The 14,407-nt window shown below is 69.1% G+C and carries 18 protein-coding genes and 1 pseudogene; 8 read left to right on the top strand and 11 right to left on the bottom strand.

The window, feature by feature from the left end; all coding sequences use genetic code 11:
• Nucleotides 1–75: 75 nt before the first annotated feature.
• Nucleotides 76–291 carry a hypothetical protein gene (locus tag OH735_RS01220; RefSeq protein WP_406386936.1) on the bottom strand — a complete coding sequence of 72 codons (216 nt, stop codon included), beginning with the start codon at nucleotides 289–291 and terminating at the stop codon, nucleotides 76–78.
• Here OH735_RS01220 and OH735_RS01215 point away from each other — a divergent pair.
• Nucleotides 250–1,071: a helicase associated domain-containing protein gene (locus tag OH735_RS01215; protein WP_406386351.1), complete on the top strand. Its 822-nt coding sequence runs from the start codon at nucleotides 250–252 to the stop codon at nucleotides 1,069–1,071. The genes OH735_RS01220 and OH735_RS01215 overlap by 42 nt on opposite strands.
• Nucleotides 1,072–1,100: 29 nt before the next feature.
• A complete protein-coding gene (locus OH735_RS01210) occupies nucleotides 1,101–1,388 on the top strand; it encodes a hypothetical protein (RefSeq protein WP_406378683.1) in 288 nt (95 codons plus the stop codon).
• 210 nt (nucleotides 1,389–1,598) lie between these two features.
• Here OH735_RS01210 and OH735_RS01205 read toward each other — a convergent pair whose 3' ends face one another.
• Nucleotides 1,599–1,787 (bottom strand): hypothetical protein, encoded by a 189-nt coding sequence (locus OH735_RS01205; protein ID WP_406378681.1) that lies wholly within the window; start codon nucleotides 1,785–1,787, stop codon nucleotides 1,599–1,601.
• 550 nt (nucleotides 1,788–2,337) lie between these two features.
• Between OH735_RS01205 and OH735_RS01200 the strand changes: the two genes are divergently transcribed.
• Nucleotides 2,338–3,681 carry an endonuclease domain-containing protein gene (locus OH735_RS01200; RefSeq protein WP_406378679.1) on the top strand — a complete coding sequence of 448 codons (1,344 nt, stop codon included), beginning with the start codon at nucleotides 2,338–2,340 and terminating at the stop codon, nucleotides 3,679–3,681.
• A gap of 311 nt (nucleotides 3,682–3,992) precedes the next feature.
• The gene (locus tag OH735_RS01195) at nucleotides 3,993–5,345 is read left to right on the top strand and encodes a transposase family protein (RefSeq protein WP_406378677.1); all 1,353 of its coding nucleotides are present in this window, start codon (nucleotides 3,993–3,995) and stop codon (nucleotides 5,343–5,345) included.
• A 47-nt stretch (nucleotides 5,346–5,392) separates the two neighbouring features.
• Here the strand turns inward: OH735_RS01195 and OH735_RS01190 are convergent, their stop codons facing one another.
• Entirely contained in the window at nucleotides 5,393–5,761 is a 369-nt protein-coding gene (locus OH735_RS01190) for a VOC family protein (protein ID WP_406378675.1), read from the bottom strand.
• On the opposite strand from OH735_RS01190, the gene OH735_RS01185 reads away from it, so the two are divergent.
• Nucleotides 5,760–6,104, top strand: coding sequence for a hypothetical protein (locus OH735_RS01185; protein WP_406378674.1), 345 nt, complete (start codon nucleotides 5,760–5,762; stop codon nucleotides 6,102–6,104). The genes OH735_RS01190 and OH735_RS01185 overlap by 2 nt on opposite strands.
• On the opposite strand, the gene OH735_RS01180 is transcribed toward OH735_RS01185, so the two are convergent.
• Nucleotides 6,094–6,396, bottom strand: a complete 303-nt coding sequence (locus OH735_RS01180; RefSeq protein WP_406378672.1) for a hypothetical protein — start codon at nucleotides 6,394–6,396, stop codon at nucleotides 6,094–6,096. The two genes, OH735_RS01185 and OH735_RS01180, sit on opposite strands and share 11 nt — an antisense overlap.
• Before the next feature lie 403 nt (nucleotides 6,397–6,799).
• Between OH735_RS01180 and OH735_RS01175 the strand changes: the two genes are divergently transcribed.
• Nucleotides 6,800–8,491: a DUF885 domain-containing protein gene (locus tag OH735_RS01175; protein ID WP_406378670.1), complete on the top strand. Its 1,692-nt coding sequence runs from the start codon at nucleotides 6,800–6,802 to the stop codon at nucleotides 8,489–8,491.
• A 111-nt stretch (nucleotides 8,492–8,602) separates the two neighbouring features.
• Here OH735_RS01175 and OH735_RS01170 read toward each other — a convergent pair whose 3' ends face one another.
• Entirely contained in the window at nucleotides 8,603–9,193 is a 591-nt protein-coding gene (locus OH735_RS01170) for a putative immunity protein (RefSeq protein WP_406378668.1), read from the bottom strand.
• A 109-nt stretch (nucleotides 9,194–9,302) separates the two neighbouring features.
• On the opposite strand from OH735_RS01170, the gene OH735_RS01165 reads away from it, so the two are divergent.
• Nucleotides 9,303–9,491, top strand: a complete 189-nt coding sequence (locus OH735_RS01165) for a MerR family DNA-binding transcriptional regulator (RefSeq protein WP_406378667.1) — start codon at nucleotides 9,303–9,305, stop codon at nucleotides 9,489–9,491.
• 284 nt (nucleotides 9,492–9,775) lie between these two features.
• Here the strand turns inward: OH735_RS01165 and OH735_RS01160 are convergent, their stop codons facing one another.
• From OH735_RS01160 to OH735_RS01150, 3 genes and pseudogenes are all read right to left on the bottom strand, one after another.
• Nucleotides 9,776–9,889, bottom strand: a complete 114-nt coding sequence (locus tag OH735_RS01160; RefSeq protein WP_406378666.1) for a DUF6207 family protein — start codon at nucleotides 9,887–9,889, stop codon at nucleotides 9,776–9,778.
• A 220-nt stretch (nucleotides 9,890–10,109) separates the two neighbouring features.
• Nucleotides 10,110–10,745: a hypothetical protein gene (locus OH735_RS01155; RefSeq protein ID WP_406378664.1), complete on the bottom strand. Its 636-nt coding sequence runs from the start codon at nucleotides 10,743–10,745 to the stop codon at nucleotides 10,110–10,112.
• 467 nt (nucleotides 10,746–11,212) lie between these two features.
• Nucleotides 11,213–11,740, bottom strand: a pseudogene (locus tag OH735_RS01150) (integrase core domain-containing protein); the annotation flags it as partial.
• Here OH735_RS01150 and OH735_RS01145 point away from each other — a divergent pair.
• A complete protein-coding gene (locus OH735_RS01145; protein ID WP_406378662.1) occupies nucleotides 11,654–12,199 on the top strand; it encodes a cytochrome P450 in 546 nt (181 codons plus the stop codon). The pseudogene OH735_RS01150 and the gene OH735_RS01145 sit on opposite strands and share 87 nt — an antisense overlap.
• 217 nt (nucleotides 12,200–12,416) lie before the next feature.
• Here OH735_RS01145 and OH735_RS01140 read toward each other — a convergent pair whose 3' ends face one another.
• The 3 genes from OH735_RS01140 to OH735_RS01130 all read right to left on the bottom strand — a co-directional run bounded on the left by OH735_RS01140 (nucleotide 12,417) and on the right by OH735_RS01130 (nucleotide 14,029).
• Complete coding sequence (locus OH735_RS01140) at nucleotides 12,417–12,845, bottom strand: relaxase domain-containing protein (RefSeq protein ID WP_406386350.1); 429 nt, start codon at nucleotides 12,843–12,845, stop codon at nucleotides 12,417–12,419.
• Nucleotides 12,846–12,907: 62 nt separating this feature from the next.
• Nucleotides 12,908–13,735 (bottom strand): XRE family transcriptional regulator, encoded by an 828-nt coding sequence (locus OH735_RS01135; RefSeq protein WP_406378660.1) that lies wholly within the window; start codon nucleotides 13,733–13,735, stop codon nucleotides 12,908–12,910.
• Nucleotides 13,736–13,741: 6 nt separating this feature from the next.
• A complete protein-coding gene (locus OH735_RS01130; protein WP_406378658.1) occupies nucleotides 13,742–14,029 on the bottom strand; it encodes a hypothetical protein in 288 nt (95 codons plus the stop codon).
• Nucleotides 14,030–14,407 lie beyond the last annotated feature (378 nt).

Here is a 14,407-nt window from a genome sequence, read left to right as displayed (position 1 = left end):
GGGAGAACAAGGGGTCAACCTCCCAGGCATCCCCGACAGATAGAACATCTCGCCCCCCAGGCACCTCCCAGATCATCAAGGGAGCTGGGAGGTTTCACAACGTGAACCTCTCAGCTTCACACCCGGCTTGCTCCGGCGTAGGTCGATGGCCTGGGCGAGGAAGTCGGCGAGCTGGGCGGTGGCGTGCGGGTTGATCTGGGCGAGCCGGGCGACGAACGCCAGCTGGTCGACGCCGATGGCCGGGGCAAGGTGTGCGAGCGCGGACAGCAGCGCGGCGTGCGCGGGCGTCACCTATTCGAACAAACCGCCACCGTAGTCCTCGCAGGCACAGCTTCTATTGCCCTGGTCTGGTCCCACTTCGACGTCGCCTGGGAGGAGGGCCTGAGCGCCGCCCGGGGGTGGGCTGCCGAAAGCGGGCACCTCTTGGCCCCGCTCGATGCCGCCCACCAGGGCTACAAGGTGGGGATCTGGCTGAAGAACGCCCGCGCCGCCGCCCGGCGTGCCCTGGACCTCGAACAGCGCCAGGCCGAAGGGCTACCGGTGGAGTCCTGGGCCGGCGCCCTGTCAGAGGAACGGCGCGAGCAGCTCGAGGAGATCGACCCCTCCTGGTGCCCGGCCTGGCCGGTGGAATGGCAGCGCACCTTCCACCTCACCCGCCTCCACCTGGAGGAGATCGGCGGCGAACTGCCCACCGAGCCCGGCGTCGTCGTACACCGCGGCGAGGACCTCGGGCGGTGGGTACGGGCGCAGCGGCTGGGCTGGGAGAAGCTGACCGGGGTACAGCAGTGGATGTGCGAACAAGTCCTCGGCATCGAACCCGCCACCGAGGACGAAAAGCCCAAGCCCCGCACCAGCCAGGCACAAAAGTGGGCGCTGCACCTCGCCGCCGCCCGGCAGTTCTTCGAGCGCGAGGGGCACCTGAAGGTCCCGCGCAAGCACGTCGAGACGATCGCCGTGGGTGAGGACGGCGGCGAGGACCAGGAGCAGCGGGACGTGGACCTGAAGCTTGGTGCGTGGGTCGGGAACCAGAGATCCCGGGCCGCATCGCTGACACCCGAGCGGATCGAGTAGCTGTCCGAGGTCGGGATGCGGTGGTCGTGATGGGCGTCGTCATCACCGCGGTTGCCGCGCTCGCGGCCGGCTATCTGCTCGGACGGCTGCGCCCGTGGCAGCGTGCGGGCGACTGGACGGCCGACCAGGTCCGCTTCACCGGGGCGTGGGTCCGGGGCGGCACCGGCCGCCAGGCCGTCGTCGCCCTGGTCCACGTCGTCACCGCGCCGCGCACCAGCTGGCGCATCATGCGCGCCCCGGCCACGGAGACGCGGGCGCCGACGCCCGTACGCGATCCGGACTGGGGCGCCAACCGCCCCCAGGGAGAGCGCGAGTAGAGGGAAGGTCGCCCACTCCCGACACCACCGCCAGCAGGTCGCAACCGATGAGCCGCCACGCGGAGGGCTGGGCACGACGGCTCATCGGCGGAGGCGTTCGTCAGACGGTGGTGGCCAGCCAGCCGACCTGCTCCGTTGTGTGCTTGCCGTCGCTCATGACGCTGGCGTTCACCCTGACCTCGTTCAGCCGGATCAGGAACCCCGTCTCGGTCACGTCGTGGACTCGCCGGGCGTGTCCGGACCGTTGAACGTCTGTGTCAACGGCAGCACGATGACCTCGGACCCCCTCGGGAACGGAGTCGGGAAGGTGACCCGAGTGAAGGTCGAGGTGTTGCCCCCCGACGTCTCGATCGCGCTGTCAGAGCTGAGGCTGATCTTGCCGGTCTGGATCATGGCCATGGCCTACTCCTGTGCTTGAGCCTCTCGGGCGGCCGTCCGACAGCCGACGGAGATCTGTCCATGTAGGCGCCGATAATTCTGCTTTCATCCTGATGAGTGATCGACCTTCAGCCGTCGCCATCCACACGCCGCTGACAGGGCTTCTGAAACAGGTACTCAGGGCGCACTGCATGGCGCCCGCGCTGCTATCTCTCGTGATCAAGCACGGGCCTCAAGATCCGCAACTGCCGCCCAAAACGGCAGACAAACGCCGCCCCTGGACGTGAACGAAGCCACACCGGGCGGTATACGTGCAGGTCGCGTACTGACACGAAAACGAGAGATCGCAGCGATGTGAGATCGGAGTGGTCGTGATGTGTGAGGCGTACGACGGGTACCAGGCAGCGGGCCGGCTGAAGGTGCCGGTTGCGGCCTGGCGGTGGGCGGCGGCCTCGAACCTGGTCCCGGTCGCCAATGCCGGAGTGGGTCTGTGGTCGCGCGCGGTCGTCGAGGCCACAGATGCGGAGGCGATGCGGGCGGCGCTGCGGAGACCGGCCGTTAGCCTGTCGGTATGTCAGAGCGTGTCATGCCCGGTCGCACGGACGGCCTGATCACCCTGGGTGCCGCGGACGCTCTGTGGGTCGATTTGACGGCCGACAGTGCTGTGCCGACGGCTTCTGGGGCATTCACCTGCTCTCCTGCCCATGCCCGGGTGGGGTACGTCCTGCTCGGCGGCCATGCGGTGGCGACGGTGAGGTCGAGCGGCGGTCAGTTGAGTGTTCCGGAGGCTGAGGTGCGCCGGGCGGCCGCGGAACTGAACGCGGTTGGGATGGATCGGCAAGACCTCGTCCGCATCGGTCCGTTTCGTGGGGCGCCGAGGCAGGAGTGCAACGAGGAAACGCCGCTGCGTTGGCGCCGGCGCATCACGGGGGAACTGCAGGAGCTGGGCGGCCCCGAGCGGGCAGCACCACGTGAAGACGCCCGGCCGTACCACCTGGCGGGGATCGACTGGCGACAGATACTCGTGGAGCAGACCCGCGACGGGACGCAGCGCACGTGGTGGCTGCCGCGCGCTGTGGTCAGGCTGCTCGACGCGGCCGAGCACGCCGAAACGCAGTGGGTGCAAGCCGCGTGGACCCGCCAGGCAAGCGCAGCCGTCACCGAGCCGCCCTCCCACCCCCGGCAGGCCCGAGACGCCGGCGGTCGGCAGACGACGAGCCCCGAGGGCCCCACCGCCGCACTGCGCCCGTACAACAAAGAGCTGGAAGGCCAGCTGTACTCGGTGCTCAGCAGGAAGCCCGGTACCTCCCGCAGGGTGGCTGGGTGGGCGTGCGCCGTCTGCCGCACTGCGCCCGCCGCCGTCCTCGACCACTGCCACGAACACGGCTACGTCCGCGCCCCCGTCTGCCAGTCCTGCAACACACAGGAACGCCCCGACCACCTGTACAGCAACGACATCCGCGTGGCGAACCGCTACACACGCCTCTTCCACACCGACACCGACGACTGGCTCCGCCACTGGCACCGCTGCCCCGGCTGCCGCGCACGCACCACCCTGCCACTGCCGCACCTCGCCGCATGGACCGCCCACACAGCCTGCCGATCGCTGCGTCCGACCCACCGCGCCCCCCGCGGGCGCAAGCCCTGCGGTGTCCTGCGCGTGTCCTGGACGGGCAGTCAGAAGGCGCCCCGTTCCTGCCTGCTCACTGTCGCCGTCGACTTCTGCCCCTCCGGCGAGCACCGTGTCCTGGCGCGAGTCCCCTACCGCGAAGCCGCCGAGCGGTTTCGCGCCTGGTTGGCCGAGACGGCCCCTGCCGTGGCCGCCGCGGCCGGTCCTGACCGCCTGGACGGCCTCCCTGCCCAGTTCCGGCCAGTCATCGCGGACACCAGCGGCGAGGGCCTAGCACTGTTTTGAGCGAGCACCGGGAGACCGGACACCCCAACGTCACCTCGCAGCTGCTGGCCCCCGACACGCTCACCCCGCACGCCCCACCGAAATGCGCAGCAGAGTTGCCGCGATGCGCAAAGCCGCCCGCCAGTTCGGGTGGAAGGCCAACATCATTGAAGCTCCGCCATCTTGAAGTGGCTGGTCAGCGGGGTGGCGTGACCTCGTTTCGGGGTGCTCGTGCTGGTCGTGGGCGGCAGTCTGGGGTGTAGATCGTCTGGCGGGACTGGGTTTGTGGATTCCCGTCCGTCGTCGCGGGTGCCGTTCCTACGCTCCTGCCCATGATGGATCCCGAGGTGTTGGAGCGGATCGCCGCGCGGCGTGCGGAGCTGGATGGACTCGAAGAGCAGCTGGTCAAGCAGCTGTCGGAGGTACGAGCTGAGCGCGATGAGCTGGCCGTGGCCGAGCGGGTATGGCAGCGGATGAGCGAGCTGCTCGCCGACGAGCGCACGGAGGTCGGGTCGCCGGTGGTCCAGGTGGCAGGTCGGGCGGTACGGCTGGTCCCGGACCGTGGGCCGGGGGTGGCTGAGTCCGCACTGCCGGCGGAGTACCAGCGCATCCTGACCGCGGTGCGGCAGGCCGCCGGCCCGGTCTCCACCCGGCAGATCGGCGAGGTGCTGGGCTTGGAGGTGGGCGTACGGGGCAGCTGGAGCCGTTGCGCGGGAAGCTCACGAAGCTGGCCGACCGCGGTTGGCTGCACAAACGACCCGACGGGAAGTTCACCACCCGCCCGTGACCGGTCCGCACGGCGATCGGGGCGTAACCAAGGTGCCCCCGGCGGCTGTTGGAATTGTGTGACGAAAACCGAAGAGCACGCCGGAGACACGGTTTCCCTGGTCTACCAGTGCCGCCTGCCGCTGTCCACGCACACCCTGCACTACCTCACCGACCTGCTGCGACGCCATCTCAAAGCGATACGGTCGAGGTGGCGGGCGCTGCCGCCCGGGAGGATCGCGGTGATCGTCTTGGCCGTGCTGCGGCACGATCAGCGCCTGGCCGACATGGCCGGCGGCAACGACATCTCCGCCACCACCATCCGGCGCTGGCGCGACGAGCTGATCCACCTGCTGGCCGCGAAGGCCCCTCGCCTGGACCGCGCCCTGAAGAAGATCGCCCGGAGGGGCGGCGAGGTCGTCCTGATCGACGGCACCCTCATCCCCACCCAGCGCCGTACCGGAGAGGCGAACCGCCCGAATTACTCCGGCAAGCATCGCCGCCACGGCCTGCACGTCCTCGCGCTGACCGACGAGCGGGGCCGTCTGGTGTGGATATCGGCCGCCCGGCCCGGCCGCACCCACGACATCACCGCCGCCCGCCGCGACCGCATCCTTGCCCACCTGCGTGCTGCCGGCCTCGGCGCCCTGGCCGGCCTGGGTTTCCTTGGCCTGGACGACGACGGGGACGATCCCGTGGTCGTCACCGGCTTCAAGGCCACCCGCGCCCGCAGGCTCTCATCCGCCGAGAAGGAGGCCAACCGGGTCCTGGCCGCCGGACGCGTCCCCGTCGAACGCGGCTTTGCCCACCTGAAGAACTGGCGGATCCTCACCAAGCTCCGTACTGACCCCGCCCGCGCCACCCACCTGTTTCGCGCGCTGCTCGTCCTGACGAACATCGAGGCCACTACCGACAATTGATCTCTACCGCGGGTAGCCCACGATCAGCACATGCCCCCGGAACAGCGTCACCGGGCCGGGATCGGCTGAGTGAGGTTCACCGGATTGCCGTCGGGGTCCTGGATGTGGGCGACGCGCTGTCCCCACGGCATGTCGTTGGGGCCGCCGCGGACCGAGCCGCCCAGCGCCTCCACCCGGCCGAGCGTCTCGTCGACGTCGTCGACACCGATGCTGAGCAGGATCCGCGGCGCCGCCCCAGTCCCCGGGTTCTCCTTGGCCACCAGCCCGAGGTCGGTGTCGCCGATGCGCAAGCCGAGGTAGAAGGCCGGGCCTTCTGCCGGTACCCGGAAGATCTCCTCAGCGCCGAACAATTTCGTATAGAAGCCGAGCAGAACGTCCTGGTCGGCAGTCACGATCACTGGCTGGATGGTGGACATGGCACTCCTGTCGAGAACGGTCGTGTCGCTGGGTAGACCGTTCGAGGACGGTGAACTCATCGGCGAAACCACCCCGCCGGACGATCTACAACACAGACTGCCGCCCACGACCAGCACGAGCACCCCGAAACCAGGTCACGCCACCCCGCTGACCAGCCACTTCAAGATGGCGGAGCTTCATTGGGAGAACGGCACACAGCACGGCACCATGGTCGTCGTCCAGGACGTACGCGAGGTGCCCGAAGAGCACCAGGTCGTTCTCAACGACGCCATGAACGACCGGATTTGGTGCCGCGCTGCACAAGACACCTCACGTTGCTATGCCGTCAAGTTCACGGGATGAGTCCTCCGAACACGGCGCGGTCGTAGAGCCGCTGGTGCCACTCGTTGGCGCCCGGTCCGGGCTCGGTGGTCAGGACGGGGTTCGGGCCGGTCTCGATGAGGTGCAGGAGCGTCCAGGCGACGCCGTAGCAGTCGTCCGGGCCGAAGCAGGAGACGAGGGCCCGGGCTTCCTCGTCCGTGACCGGTTTCGGGATCGCGTTGAGTTGCTGGACACGCCTGTCGATCTCTTCTTCGTCCGCGTCCCAGTCGGGGAGCGGGCCGTCGGCGACGAACGCCAGGAGTTCAGGTCTCACGCAGGAATACACCCGGGTCGCACGGCAGTCTGTGAGAGGGGCTCGCTTCCGCATCCCGGCAAATCTGGCGTGATGGGGGCGCAGGGTGAGGTCTGTCCCTGGTTGCCGGTGGCCGCGACGAACAGCCCGCGACCCCATCCGGACACGGCGTCAGCTCCCGCTCCAGCGCACCGACCGCGTCCAGCACGGGGGACAGGTCAGCGGACCCAGGCCGCAGATCTGGTTCCTTTCCCCGGACCGCCTCGAAAGCGTTGACGATCCAGCCGCTCGCCTCCAATGACCACATGAGCTGGGGCGCGACTGCAGCCGGGAGATGCTTGCCGACCACCGCCTCTGCCCGGTGTAGCCCTTGAGGGTTTGGGCGTTGTGAAGGCTGGGTTCGATGGTAGGTCAGGATGTCTGTATGGCAGATGAATTGATCACCCCGCGCAGTATTGCTGACGGCTATCTCGACCGGGTGGCCGCACATAATCCGGTGGTCTCCGCGTGGCTGGGTCTGAACCGGGGTGACTACCGGCAACCGGACCTCTCGCCGGATGGCTTCGAGGCTCATGCCGAGTTCGCTCGCCGTAGTCTGGCCGCGCTCGGTGCCGCTCCTGTGTCGGGCGATCCCGCTGAACAGGCTTGTGCCCGGCTGCTGCGAGAACGTCTCACGGCCGAGCTCGCGATGCATGACACCGGCGAGAACTTCCGGCAGTTGCGCACTGTGGGTGCGCATGTCGACCAGGTACGGACGATCTTTGCTTTCATGCCGACTACCACCGATGAGGACTGGGCAGCGGTGGCCGGGCGGCTGCGTAACGTTCCCGGCGCGCTGGACGGTTACCGGGCCACCCTCACCGAGGGGATCTCCCGTGGCCTGCTCGCTGCTCCCCGGCAGGCCGCCGGGGTGATCGGCCAGCTCGGCGACTGGACCGGGGAGGCTGGCGGACAGCATGCGGGCAGCGGCGCGGGCTGGTTCGCGGACTTCGTCGCGGATGGTACCGAGCGGCTGCGCTCCGAGCTGGACGCCGCCGCCCGCCAAGCCACCACTGCCGTCTTTGAGTTCCGCGAGTGGCTGCGCGATACCTACGTCCCCGCTACGGCGGACACCCCGGACGCCGTCGGCCGAGAGCGCTATCTGCGCGCCGCCCGCTACAACACCGGTGCCGAGCTTGATCTGGACGAGGCTTATGCCTGGGCCTGGGACGAGTTCCACCGGACGCTCGCCGAGATGCGCGTCGAAGCCGAGCGCGTCCTGCCCGGCTCCACTCTCCTTGAGGCCATGCACCACCTGGACGAGCACGGCCACGCGGTCAAGGGCGAGGAGGCCGTTCGCGACTGGTTGCAGCAGCTGATGGACGAGGCGAGCGCTGCCCTCGACGGCAGCCACTTCGATCTTTCCGGCCCGATCCGCAAGGTCGAGTCCCGGATTGCGCCCGCGGGCAGCGCCTCCGGGCCCTACTACCAGGGCCCGAGCCTCGACTTCAGCCGCCCCGGACGCACCTATCTGCCGACCCTTGGCCAGGACACCTTTCCGACCTGGCAGCTCGTCAGCATCTGGTACCACGAAGGCGTCCCCGGCCACCATCTCCAGCTCGCTCAGTGGGTCGCGGTCGCCGACCGGCTCAGCCGCTACCAGGTCACCGAGGGCATGGTCAGCGCGAACATCGAGGGTTGGGCCCTGTATGCCGAGCGTTTCATGGACGACCTGGGCTTCTTCTTTGAACCCGGGCGCCGTCTCGGCTTCCTGGACGGGCAGATGCTGCGGACCATCCGGGTGATCGTCGACATCGGTATGCATCTCGAACTCGCCATTCCCGCCGACTCGGGTTTTCACCCTGGTGAGCGCTGGACCCCGGCGCTCGCCACGGAGTTCATGGCCACCTACAACGGCAGCCCGGCTGCCCGCCGTAACGGCGAGATCGACCGCTACCTCGGCTGGCCGGGGCAGGCCATCGGCTACAAGCTCGGCGAACGCGCCTGGCTCCAGGGCCGTGCGGCCGCGAAGCGCCGCCATGGTGCCGCCTTCGACCTCAAGGCCTGGCACATGAAGGCTCTTTCCCAGGGCTCGTTCGGGCTCGACGACCTGGTCGATAATCTCGCGGCGCTGTAGTCCCGGAACCACACGAGGCAGCCCATAGAGCGAGGAGACGGTGATCCGCATCAGTGAGAGTCCCACCACGGCGGATCGTCACGAAGCGAGGATCGCGGACCTTCGGGAGGATCATGACGTGCACTCCCTCCCGCGCACATCGGCGCCACTCGCTGCGGTGTGCCCTGGCGGCCGGTCAGCCGCCTGGTGCAGGGAATGATCCAGAGTACTCATCAGCCGGGCGACACGACTGCTGTCGCTTCTCGCGGGCGGGTTGCGGCAGAACACATCGATGAGCACCGGTGTCGCACGCTGCCGCGACCGTTCCAGCAGGGCATCCCCGATCGCGGGATCACCGCCCGCCCCCATCTCCCCGATGCGCGCAGCGCTTGCGCAGGCCCGCAGGATGTGGCCGTGGCCGGCCTGGGCGATGGGGTGCAAGTATGCGGCCGACGCGGCGTCGCCGGCGGATCGCGCGGCCAGTCGCGCGGCTTCGGAGGGCGCGGACCGGGCGGCTCGATGAGCGTCGAGCGAAGTGACGCGCTGCAATTTCGTCCTGTTGGCACCGTTGATGAACGCCCAGGCCGCGTCGATCGCCGCACGGGGGCGCGGATCATCGGGAACAGCCTGCTCAAAGACCGACAGGACGTCCTCTGCGTGCCGAACCACGTAACGCGCCACGACGCGCAGTTCGTCCATCGTCAGATCGAAGCCTCCGGACACGGTGTGCGTGCTCCGTGCCATGTCCTTGGATCGTATTCTTGAACGCTCGATGCAGACTCTGCGACGAATCCTCCGCTTACCCGCGTCGGAACCCTCAATCGGAGGTCACATGCGGCCCGTGGACCTGGCTCGTCGCCATCGCCTGTCCACGCAGGCGGTCCGCAACCACGAGGACGCCGGCATCATCCCGTCGGCCCACCGCAGCCGGACGGGGTACAGGGACTGCACCGCCACTGATGCCGCCGGCCTCGCGGCCTACCTGGCGCCCGTCCCTGCCTTCGGCTGCTCGACCAGCTGACGCATCATGCATGCCGTCACCGGCGGCCAGCTCGACGAAGCACTCACTGCGCAGACAGACTGTCCTCCTGCTCGGCGGTGACGGAGCGCGCAGGAGAGCGGAGCTGTGCCCGTTCCCACCTCACCCGCCACGCGCCCGGTGGCTGACTGGTCCGGGCTCCGGCTTGGTGCCTGGTGAAGGTGGTCGGTTTACTCGACAGGGAGCCGCCGGGTGTCCGTGTACGTGCGTGCTTTGGCTCCTGGTTCACCGGGCACTTTCCGTTCGGGCCCGGTCCCTGATGTGGCCTACTGCTGTTCGGGTGAGGTCATGACTGCGTGGGTGGTTGCTTCGTCGGCTGTGGTGATGTCGAGGGCGACGAGTCCGGGTTTGCTGAGGTGCTGTGAGTGGATCGGTTGCATGCCGGTTCGGCTGTGCACCGTCCTCGTCGATGCTTCTGTGCGCCTTTGCGGTCCCGGGCTGGATGTTCCGAGTAGGGATATCGTTGGGTCGGGGGCCGGACGGGAATCCCGGCCCGATTACGGCGGGCCGGGATTCTGTGTTGTGTGCCTGGCCGGAGGGCCCCGGCCCGATTACGGCGGGCTGGGGTTCTGCGGCATGCGTATCAGGCGGTTGCTGGGTTTAGTAGTCGCCGAAGTCGCCGAAGTCGCCGAAGTCGCCGCCCTCGCCCCTCTCACCGTGGTGGCGCTTGACGACGCGGAAGCTGGCGATGACTCCGTTCTTGACCTTCACGCCGCCATTCATCTCCTCGTGGTGCTTCTTCCCGTGGTCCTCGCCCTTCTCGAAGTTCTCGTCCTCGTCCTTGCCCGGGCGGACGTTGTTGGCGGAGCTGCGGGGGCCGACGGTGGCGATGGGGGCGCCGTTGTCGCACACGGCTCCGCGGAAGACCTCGACCTCGTTGCGGCTTTCGTTGCGGATGTTGAAGCTCTTGGCGCCCAGGCCGCTGACGACGGTGATGCAGCCGTCGGGGCGGCCGGAGTATTCGCGCTCGTTGATGTGGATCCGGCCCTCGTAATGGCGCCTGCCCTCGCGCTCGTTGCCTCCGCGCTCGTTGCCCCGGCGCTCGTTGCCTTCGTTGCCCTTGCCGTTGTTGCCGCCTTCCCCGCCCATGAGTGTCTGGGCGGGGACGGAGGCCGTGGTCACCTGGGCCTGGGCCTGGGGGGCGGGGACGGCGGTGGCGTAGGTGATGCCGGTCGCGGTCAGTACTGCGGCGGTCGCGACGGCCGTGGCGATCGCGTGGGAACGGGTCATGATCATGTCGCTTGTTCTCCTTCTTAGACCTCAGAGACAGTCCCGCTGTGACAGCCGGTGCGATTGAACGTACTAACACCCCCTATTGCTGTCATATCGAGCAAATCGGGAGCCCTGGTTTGTGGGGCTGATCGGGTATGCAGAACTCCTCTACGCCGCTTCGAAAGAGATCTGACTGACCGTCAAATTTGATGGGAGCGTGGGAGATTGAAAGGCCATTAGCCCTTGCAGGTGATCTTCTGACGTCTACTCACCCGCTGTGGCGGTGGGGCGCCGGGAAGTGTCGGCAAGTCGCTGCTTGACATGTGGCCTGTCATAGGTTCCAGGGGGCCGCATGAACGGTGGCTGTCCGACGAACGTGACCGCGCAGGGCAGGGCTCGTCCAGGCCGGACGGTGACCAATGCCGGCGGGCACGGCCTGCCCGCCGCGGCCTGGGCCGACCGTGTGCCGTTCAGAAACTCATCGCTGCTGGTCAAGCCGCGTATCTGTACTCGTTGATGACGCCGCCGAGTACTCGGGTGCGGAGGAGTCGGTGCGCGGTCAAGTCGGTCGAGGGCGCCGGGTGCTCCTGGGCGAGGGGAGGAAGTTGTCCCCGGGCCTGGTGGGGGCGATGGCCGTTGTACTGGAAGGCGTAGACGTCGAGCACGCGTCGAGCGTGGGCTTCGTTCAGGATCAGCAGGTGGTCAAGGGCCTCGCGCCGGAGTGTCCCGATGACCCTTTCGCAGTGCGTGTTCATCCGTGGGACCCGCGGCGCCGTCTTCAGGGTCTCGATGCCCTCGGACGCGAAGACCGCGTCGAAGGGCTCGGTGTACTTGCGGTCCCGGTCGCGGACCAAGAAGCGCAGCGACTCCAAGCGCAGGCCCAGGTCGACGGCGAGGCTGCGGGCTTGCTGGACCGTCCACTGCGCGGTCGGATGCGCGGTCACACCAGCGATGTGCAGGCGGCGCGTGCCGTGCTCGAGGAAGACCAGCGCGTAGACCCGGCGAAGATCAACCGCGTCATCCGGGAGACGCTGCGGCTGCACCACACCGGGTGGCTCGTCACCCGTCGCACCGTCACCCAGACACGCCTGGGGCCATGGTCGCTCCCCGCCGGCACGGAACTCGCCTACTGCCAGCACGTCCTGCACCGCGACCCCGCCCTGTTTCCCGACCCCCTCAGCTTCAACCCGGACCGCTGGCTGGAGGACGCGCAGGCCAAGGCGTTCACCCCGGGGGCGTATCTCCCCTTCGGGGCAGGCAAACACAAGTGCATCGGCGACCGGTTCGCCCTCACCGAGCTGGTCACCGCCATCGCGACGATCGTCCGGCGCCTACGGTTCGAACTCCCGCCGAACCAGACAGTCCGGCCCGTGGCCGAGGCAACCGTGCGGCCCAGCACACTGCTGATGACCGTGCACCAGCGAAACGCCCCCGCAGAGCAGAAGCAATGCTCAAGACCTGTGGATCGGCCTCGGTAGGGGTGCCTCGCGGAACGCGGAGGGCGTACCCGCTTGAGTCGCTGCGGGTGAGGCCGGTCTCCGGGTGGAACACGATCGCGGCGAGGTCGGCGGGCGGTGGGGTCGCGGCCGGTGTCGGATCCGTCGACGGTGGGGCCGCTGTCCGGGCCGGGCGGTCCGGGGCGGCGGCCGCGACCAGGGCGTCGACGTCGGCCCCGGCCTGCAGGGCGCGCCGGCGTCAGCTCCCGCGCATCGTCGTCGCGTCGGCCCCGTGCTTGGCGCGGAGCGTCTCGGCTGCCGCACGGTCGAGCTCCTGGCGCCCGGCCTCGTCCCTGGCGAGTTCCACGATGCTGCCGTGGCGCCGGGAGAGCAGGTCGTGCACCGGTTCGGGGATCCCCGCGACCTTCCACACCCCGGTGCGCTCGGCCTGCTGCCGGCGCACACCGAACCGGGCGTGGGTGAGGGCGCGGACCCTGCCCTGGAAGTACGCGTCGGCGACGGCCGCGTGCCGATGCAGGTCTTGGCCGGAGTTCCCGATCGAGCGCCACTCGCTGTCCTCGCACAAGCCCATGTCGGCGATCGTCACGTGGACGTGGAGGTGCGGGTCGCCGGGCATCCCGTCACCCATCGGTCGGGCCGACTGGTGTTCCACCGACCACGCGAGCAGCCCGCCGGCACGGTCGGGCCGTCACTGCTGCCTGCGCGCCCGCCCGAACGAAGGGCACCGGCTCATCCGACGAGCACCCTCAGGGCCTCCTCCGTCGCCCGGTCGTCGGGAAGGTAGGCCAGCAGATGGTGGCCCGGCTCGTCGACGGCGGCGAGCTTGACGTACCGCAGCTGGAGATCACCAGCCACCGGGTGCCGGAAATGGCGTACTGAGGGATGGAACGCCGAGGTCTCCCGACGGCCGTACCAGCGTGCCGCGTCCGGGTCGGCAAGGAGCTCCTCGGTGATCTCGGCATACCGGCCGTCCTCTGGATGTCGGGCCACCTTCGCCCGGAACTGGTCGAGCAGACTCCGCGCCTCCGGCTCCCAACTGGCCAGCAGCGTACGGGCCGGCGGCCAGCGGAACACCAGCCACAGCAGATTGCGCTGCCTGGGCGCCAACCGCGCCAGGTCGGTGAGCAGCGCCGTGTACCCCGAGTTCCACGCCAGCAGGTCCCAGTGCGGGTCGAGCACCACGGCCGGGTTCGGTCCCAGCGACTCCACCAGCGACAGCAGATTCCGCGACACCCACCCCGGCGACTGCTCGGACGGCGCGGCGTGCTCCACGAACGACATCACATGCGCGGTCTCGTCAGGGTCGAGGCGCAACGCCCGCGCCACCGACCGCAGCCCCACCCCGGCGGCCACCGCCGCCCGCGCCGGGCGGCGGTGCGCCTCGCGCGCGAGGTGATCCACCCAGTCGGCCAGTTCGTCGGCGTCGAGGGCGTGGGTGTGGCCGAGATGGCAGCCCGCCGCCGTCACCGCGACCAGCAGCAGTCCCGGCAGGAGCACCGTAGTGACCCAGCGGCTGCTGACGTGCTTGCCGACCTCGGAAAGGATGCCGGTCACCATTACGTGTCACGCCGTCGGTGTCATCGCCGCGCCGAAGGCATGGCACACGGGCGTGTGCCCTTGCGCGTCGCGCCCGGCCGTACGGTCGCACTTGCCGAGCGGACACCCGTAACGGCCCGCGCTCACCGTGGGCGTGCTCGGGGCGCCCGGAAAGCCGGCCATGTTCAGGACGCTGCGGCCCGACCGGCTCCGTGCTATCTCGGCGTCCGCGTCCTGCAGCCACTTGCGCACCGCCCGCTGGGCGGAGCCGCCGTCGCGGACCCTGGCCGCGTCGCGCTCGAGGCGCTCGACCACACCGGTCGCCCGCGCCTGCTCCCGCAGCCCCGGCAGGCGCGCGCACCACAGTGCCAGGGCTCGGCGTCCGCCAGTTCCTCCGCTGCCACCCAACCTCCCGCGTCCGCCCGCTCGTTGGCTGCTCAGCGGCGAGACTACCCGGCCGGACAGCACCGGGCACGCCGTCTGGCCCACCTCGCACGGCCGTGGCTATCGTGACGGTGAGAGCGAAAGGGGCGACGCGGCATGCAGTGGCGGCGAGGGAGCAGTCCGGAGCAGAGGATCGAGCACGCCGTCCGGGAATATGTGCGCACGGACCGTACCGCCGAAGTCGATAGCTCCCAACTTACTGCAGATGCTGAGCAGTTGCTGCACGAGGTTGCCACCGAGCCGGAGCGC

It is taken from the genome of Streptomyces sp. NBC_01618, assembly GCF_045209435.1.
Taxonomy (GTDB): domain Bacteria; phylum Actinomycetota; class Actinomycetes; order Streptomycetales; family Streptomycetaceae; genus Streptomyces.
Note: the sequence above shows the minus strand (reverse complement) of the source record. Positions and strands in the feature narration are given on the sequence as shown.

Coding starts and splice junctions, on each gene's coding strand:
- OH735_RS01210 (WP_406378683.1), top strand. CDS start 1,101: ATGGGCGTCGTCATCACCGCGGTTGCCGCGCTCGCGGCCGGCTATCTG.
- OH735_RS01205 (WP_406378681.1), bottom strand. CDS start 1,787: ATGGCCATGATCCAGACCGGCAAGATCAGCCTCAGCTCTGACAGCGCG.
- OH735_RS01200 (WP_406378679.1), top strand. CDS start 2,338: ATGTCAGAGCGTGTCATGCCCGGTCGCACGGACGGCCTGATCACCCTG.
- OH735_RS01195 (WP_406378677.1), top strand. CDS start 3,993: ATGATGGATCCCGAGGTGTTGGAGCGGATCGCCGCGCGGCGTGCGGAG.
- OH735_RS01185 (WP_406378674.1), top strand. CDS start 5,760: ATGGCACTCCTGTCGAGAACGGTCGTGTCGCTGGGTAGACCGTTCGAG.
- OH735_RS01190 (WP_406378675.1), bottom strand. CDS start 5,761: ATGTCCACCATCCAGCCAGTGATCGTGACTGCCGACCAGGACGTTCTG.
- OH735_RS01175 (WP_406378670.1), top strand. CDS start 6,800: ATGGCAGATGAATTGATCACCCCGCGCAGTATTGCTGACGGCTATCTC.
- OH735_RS01165 (WP_406378667.1), top strand. CDS start 9,303: ATGCGGCCCGTGGACCTGGCTCGTCGCCATCGCCTGTCCACGCAGGCG.
- OH735_RS01160 (WP_406378666.1), bottom strand. CDS start 9,889: ATGCAACCGATCCACTCACAGCACCTCAGCAAACCCGGACTCGTCGCC.
- OH735_RS01155 (WP_406378664.1), bottom strand. CDS start 10,745: ATGATCATGACCCGTTCCCACGCGATCGCCACGGCCGTCGCGACCGCC.
- OH735_RS01145 (WP_406378662.1), top strand. CDS start 11,654: ATGCGCGGTCACACCAGCGATGTGCAGGCGGCGCGTGCCGTGCTCGAG.
- OH735_RS01135 (WP_406378660.1), bottom strand. CDS start 13,735: ATGGTGACCGGCATCCTTTCCGAGGTCGGCAAGCACGTCAGCAGCCGC.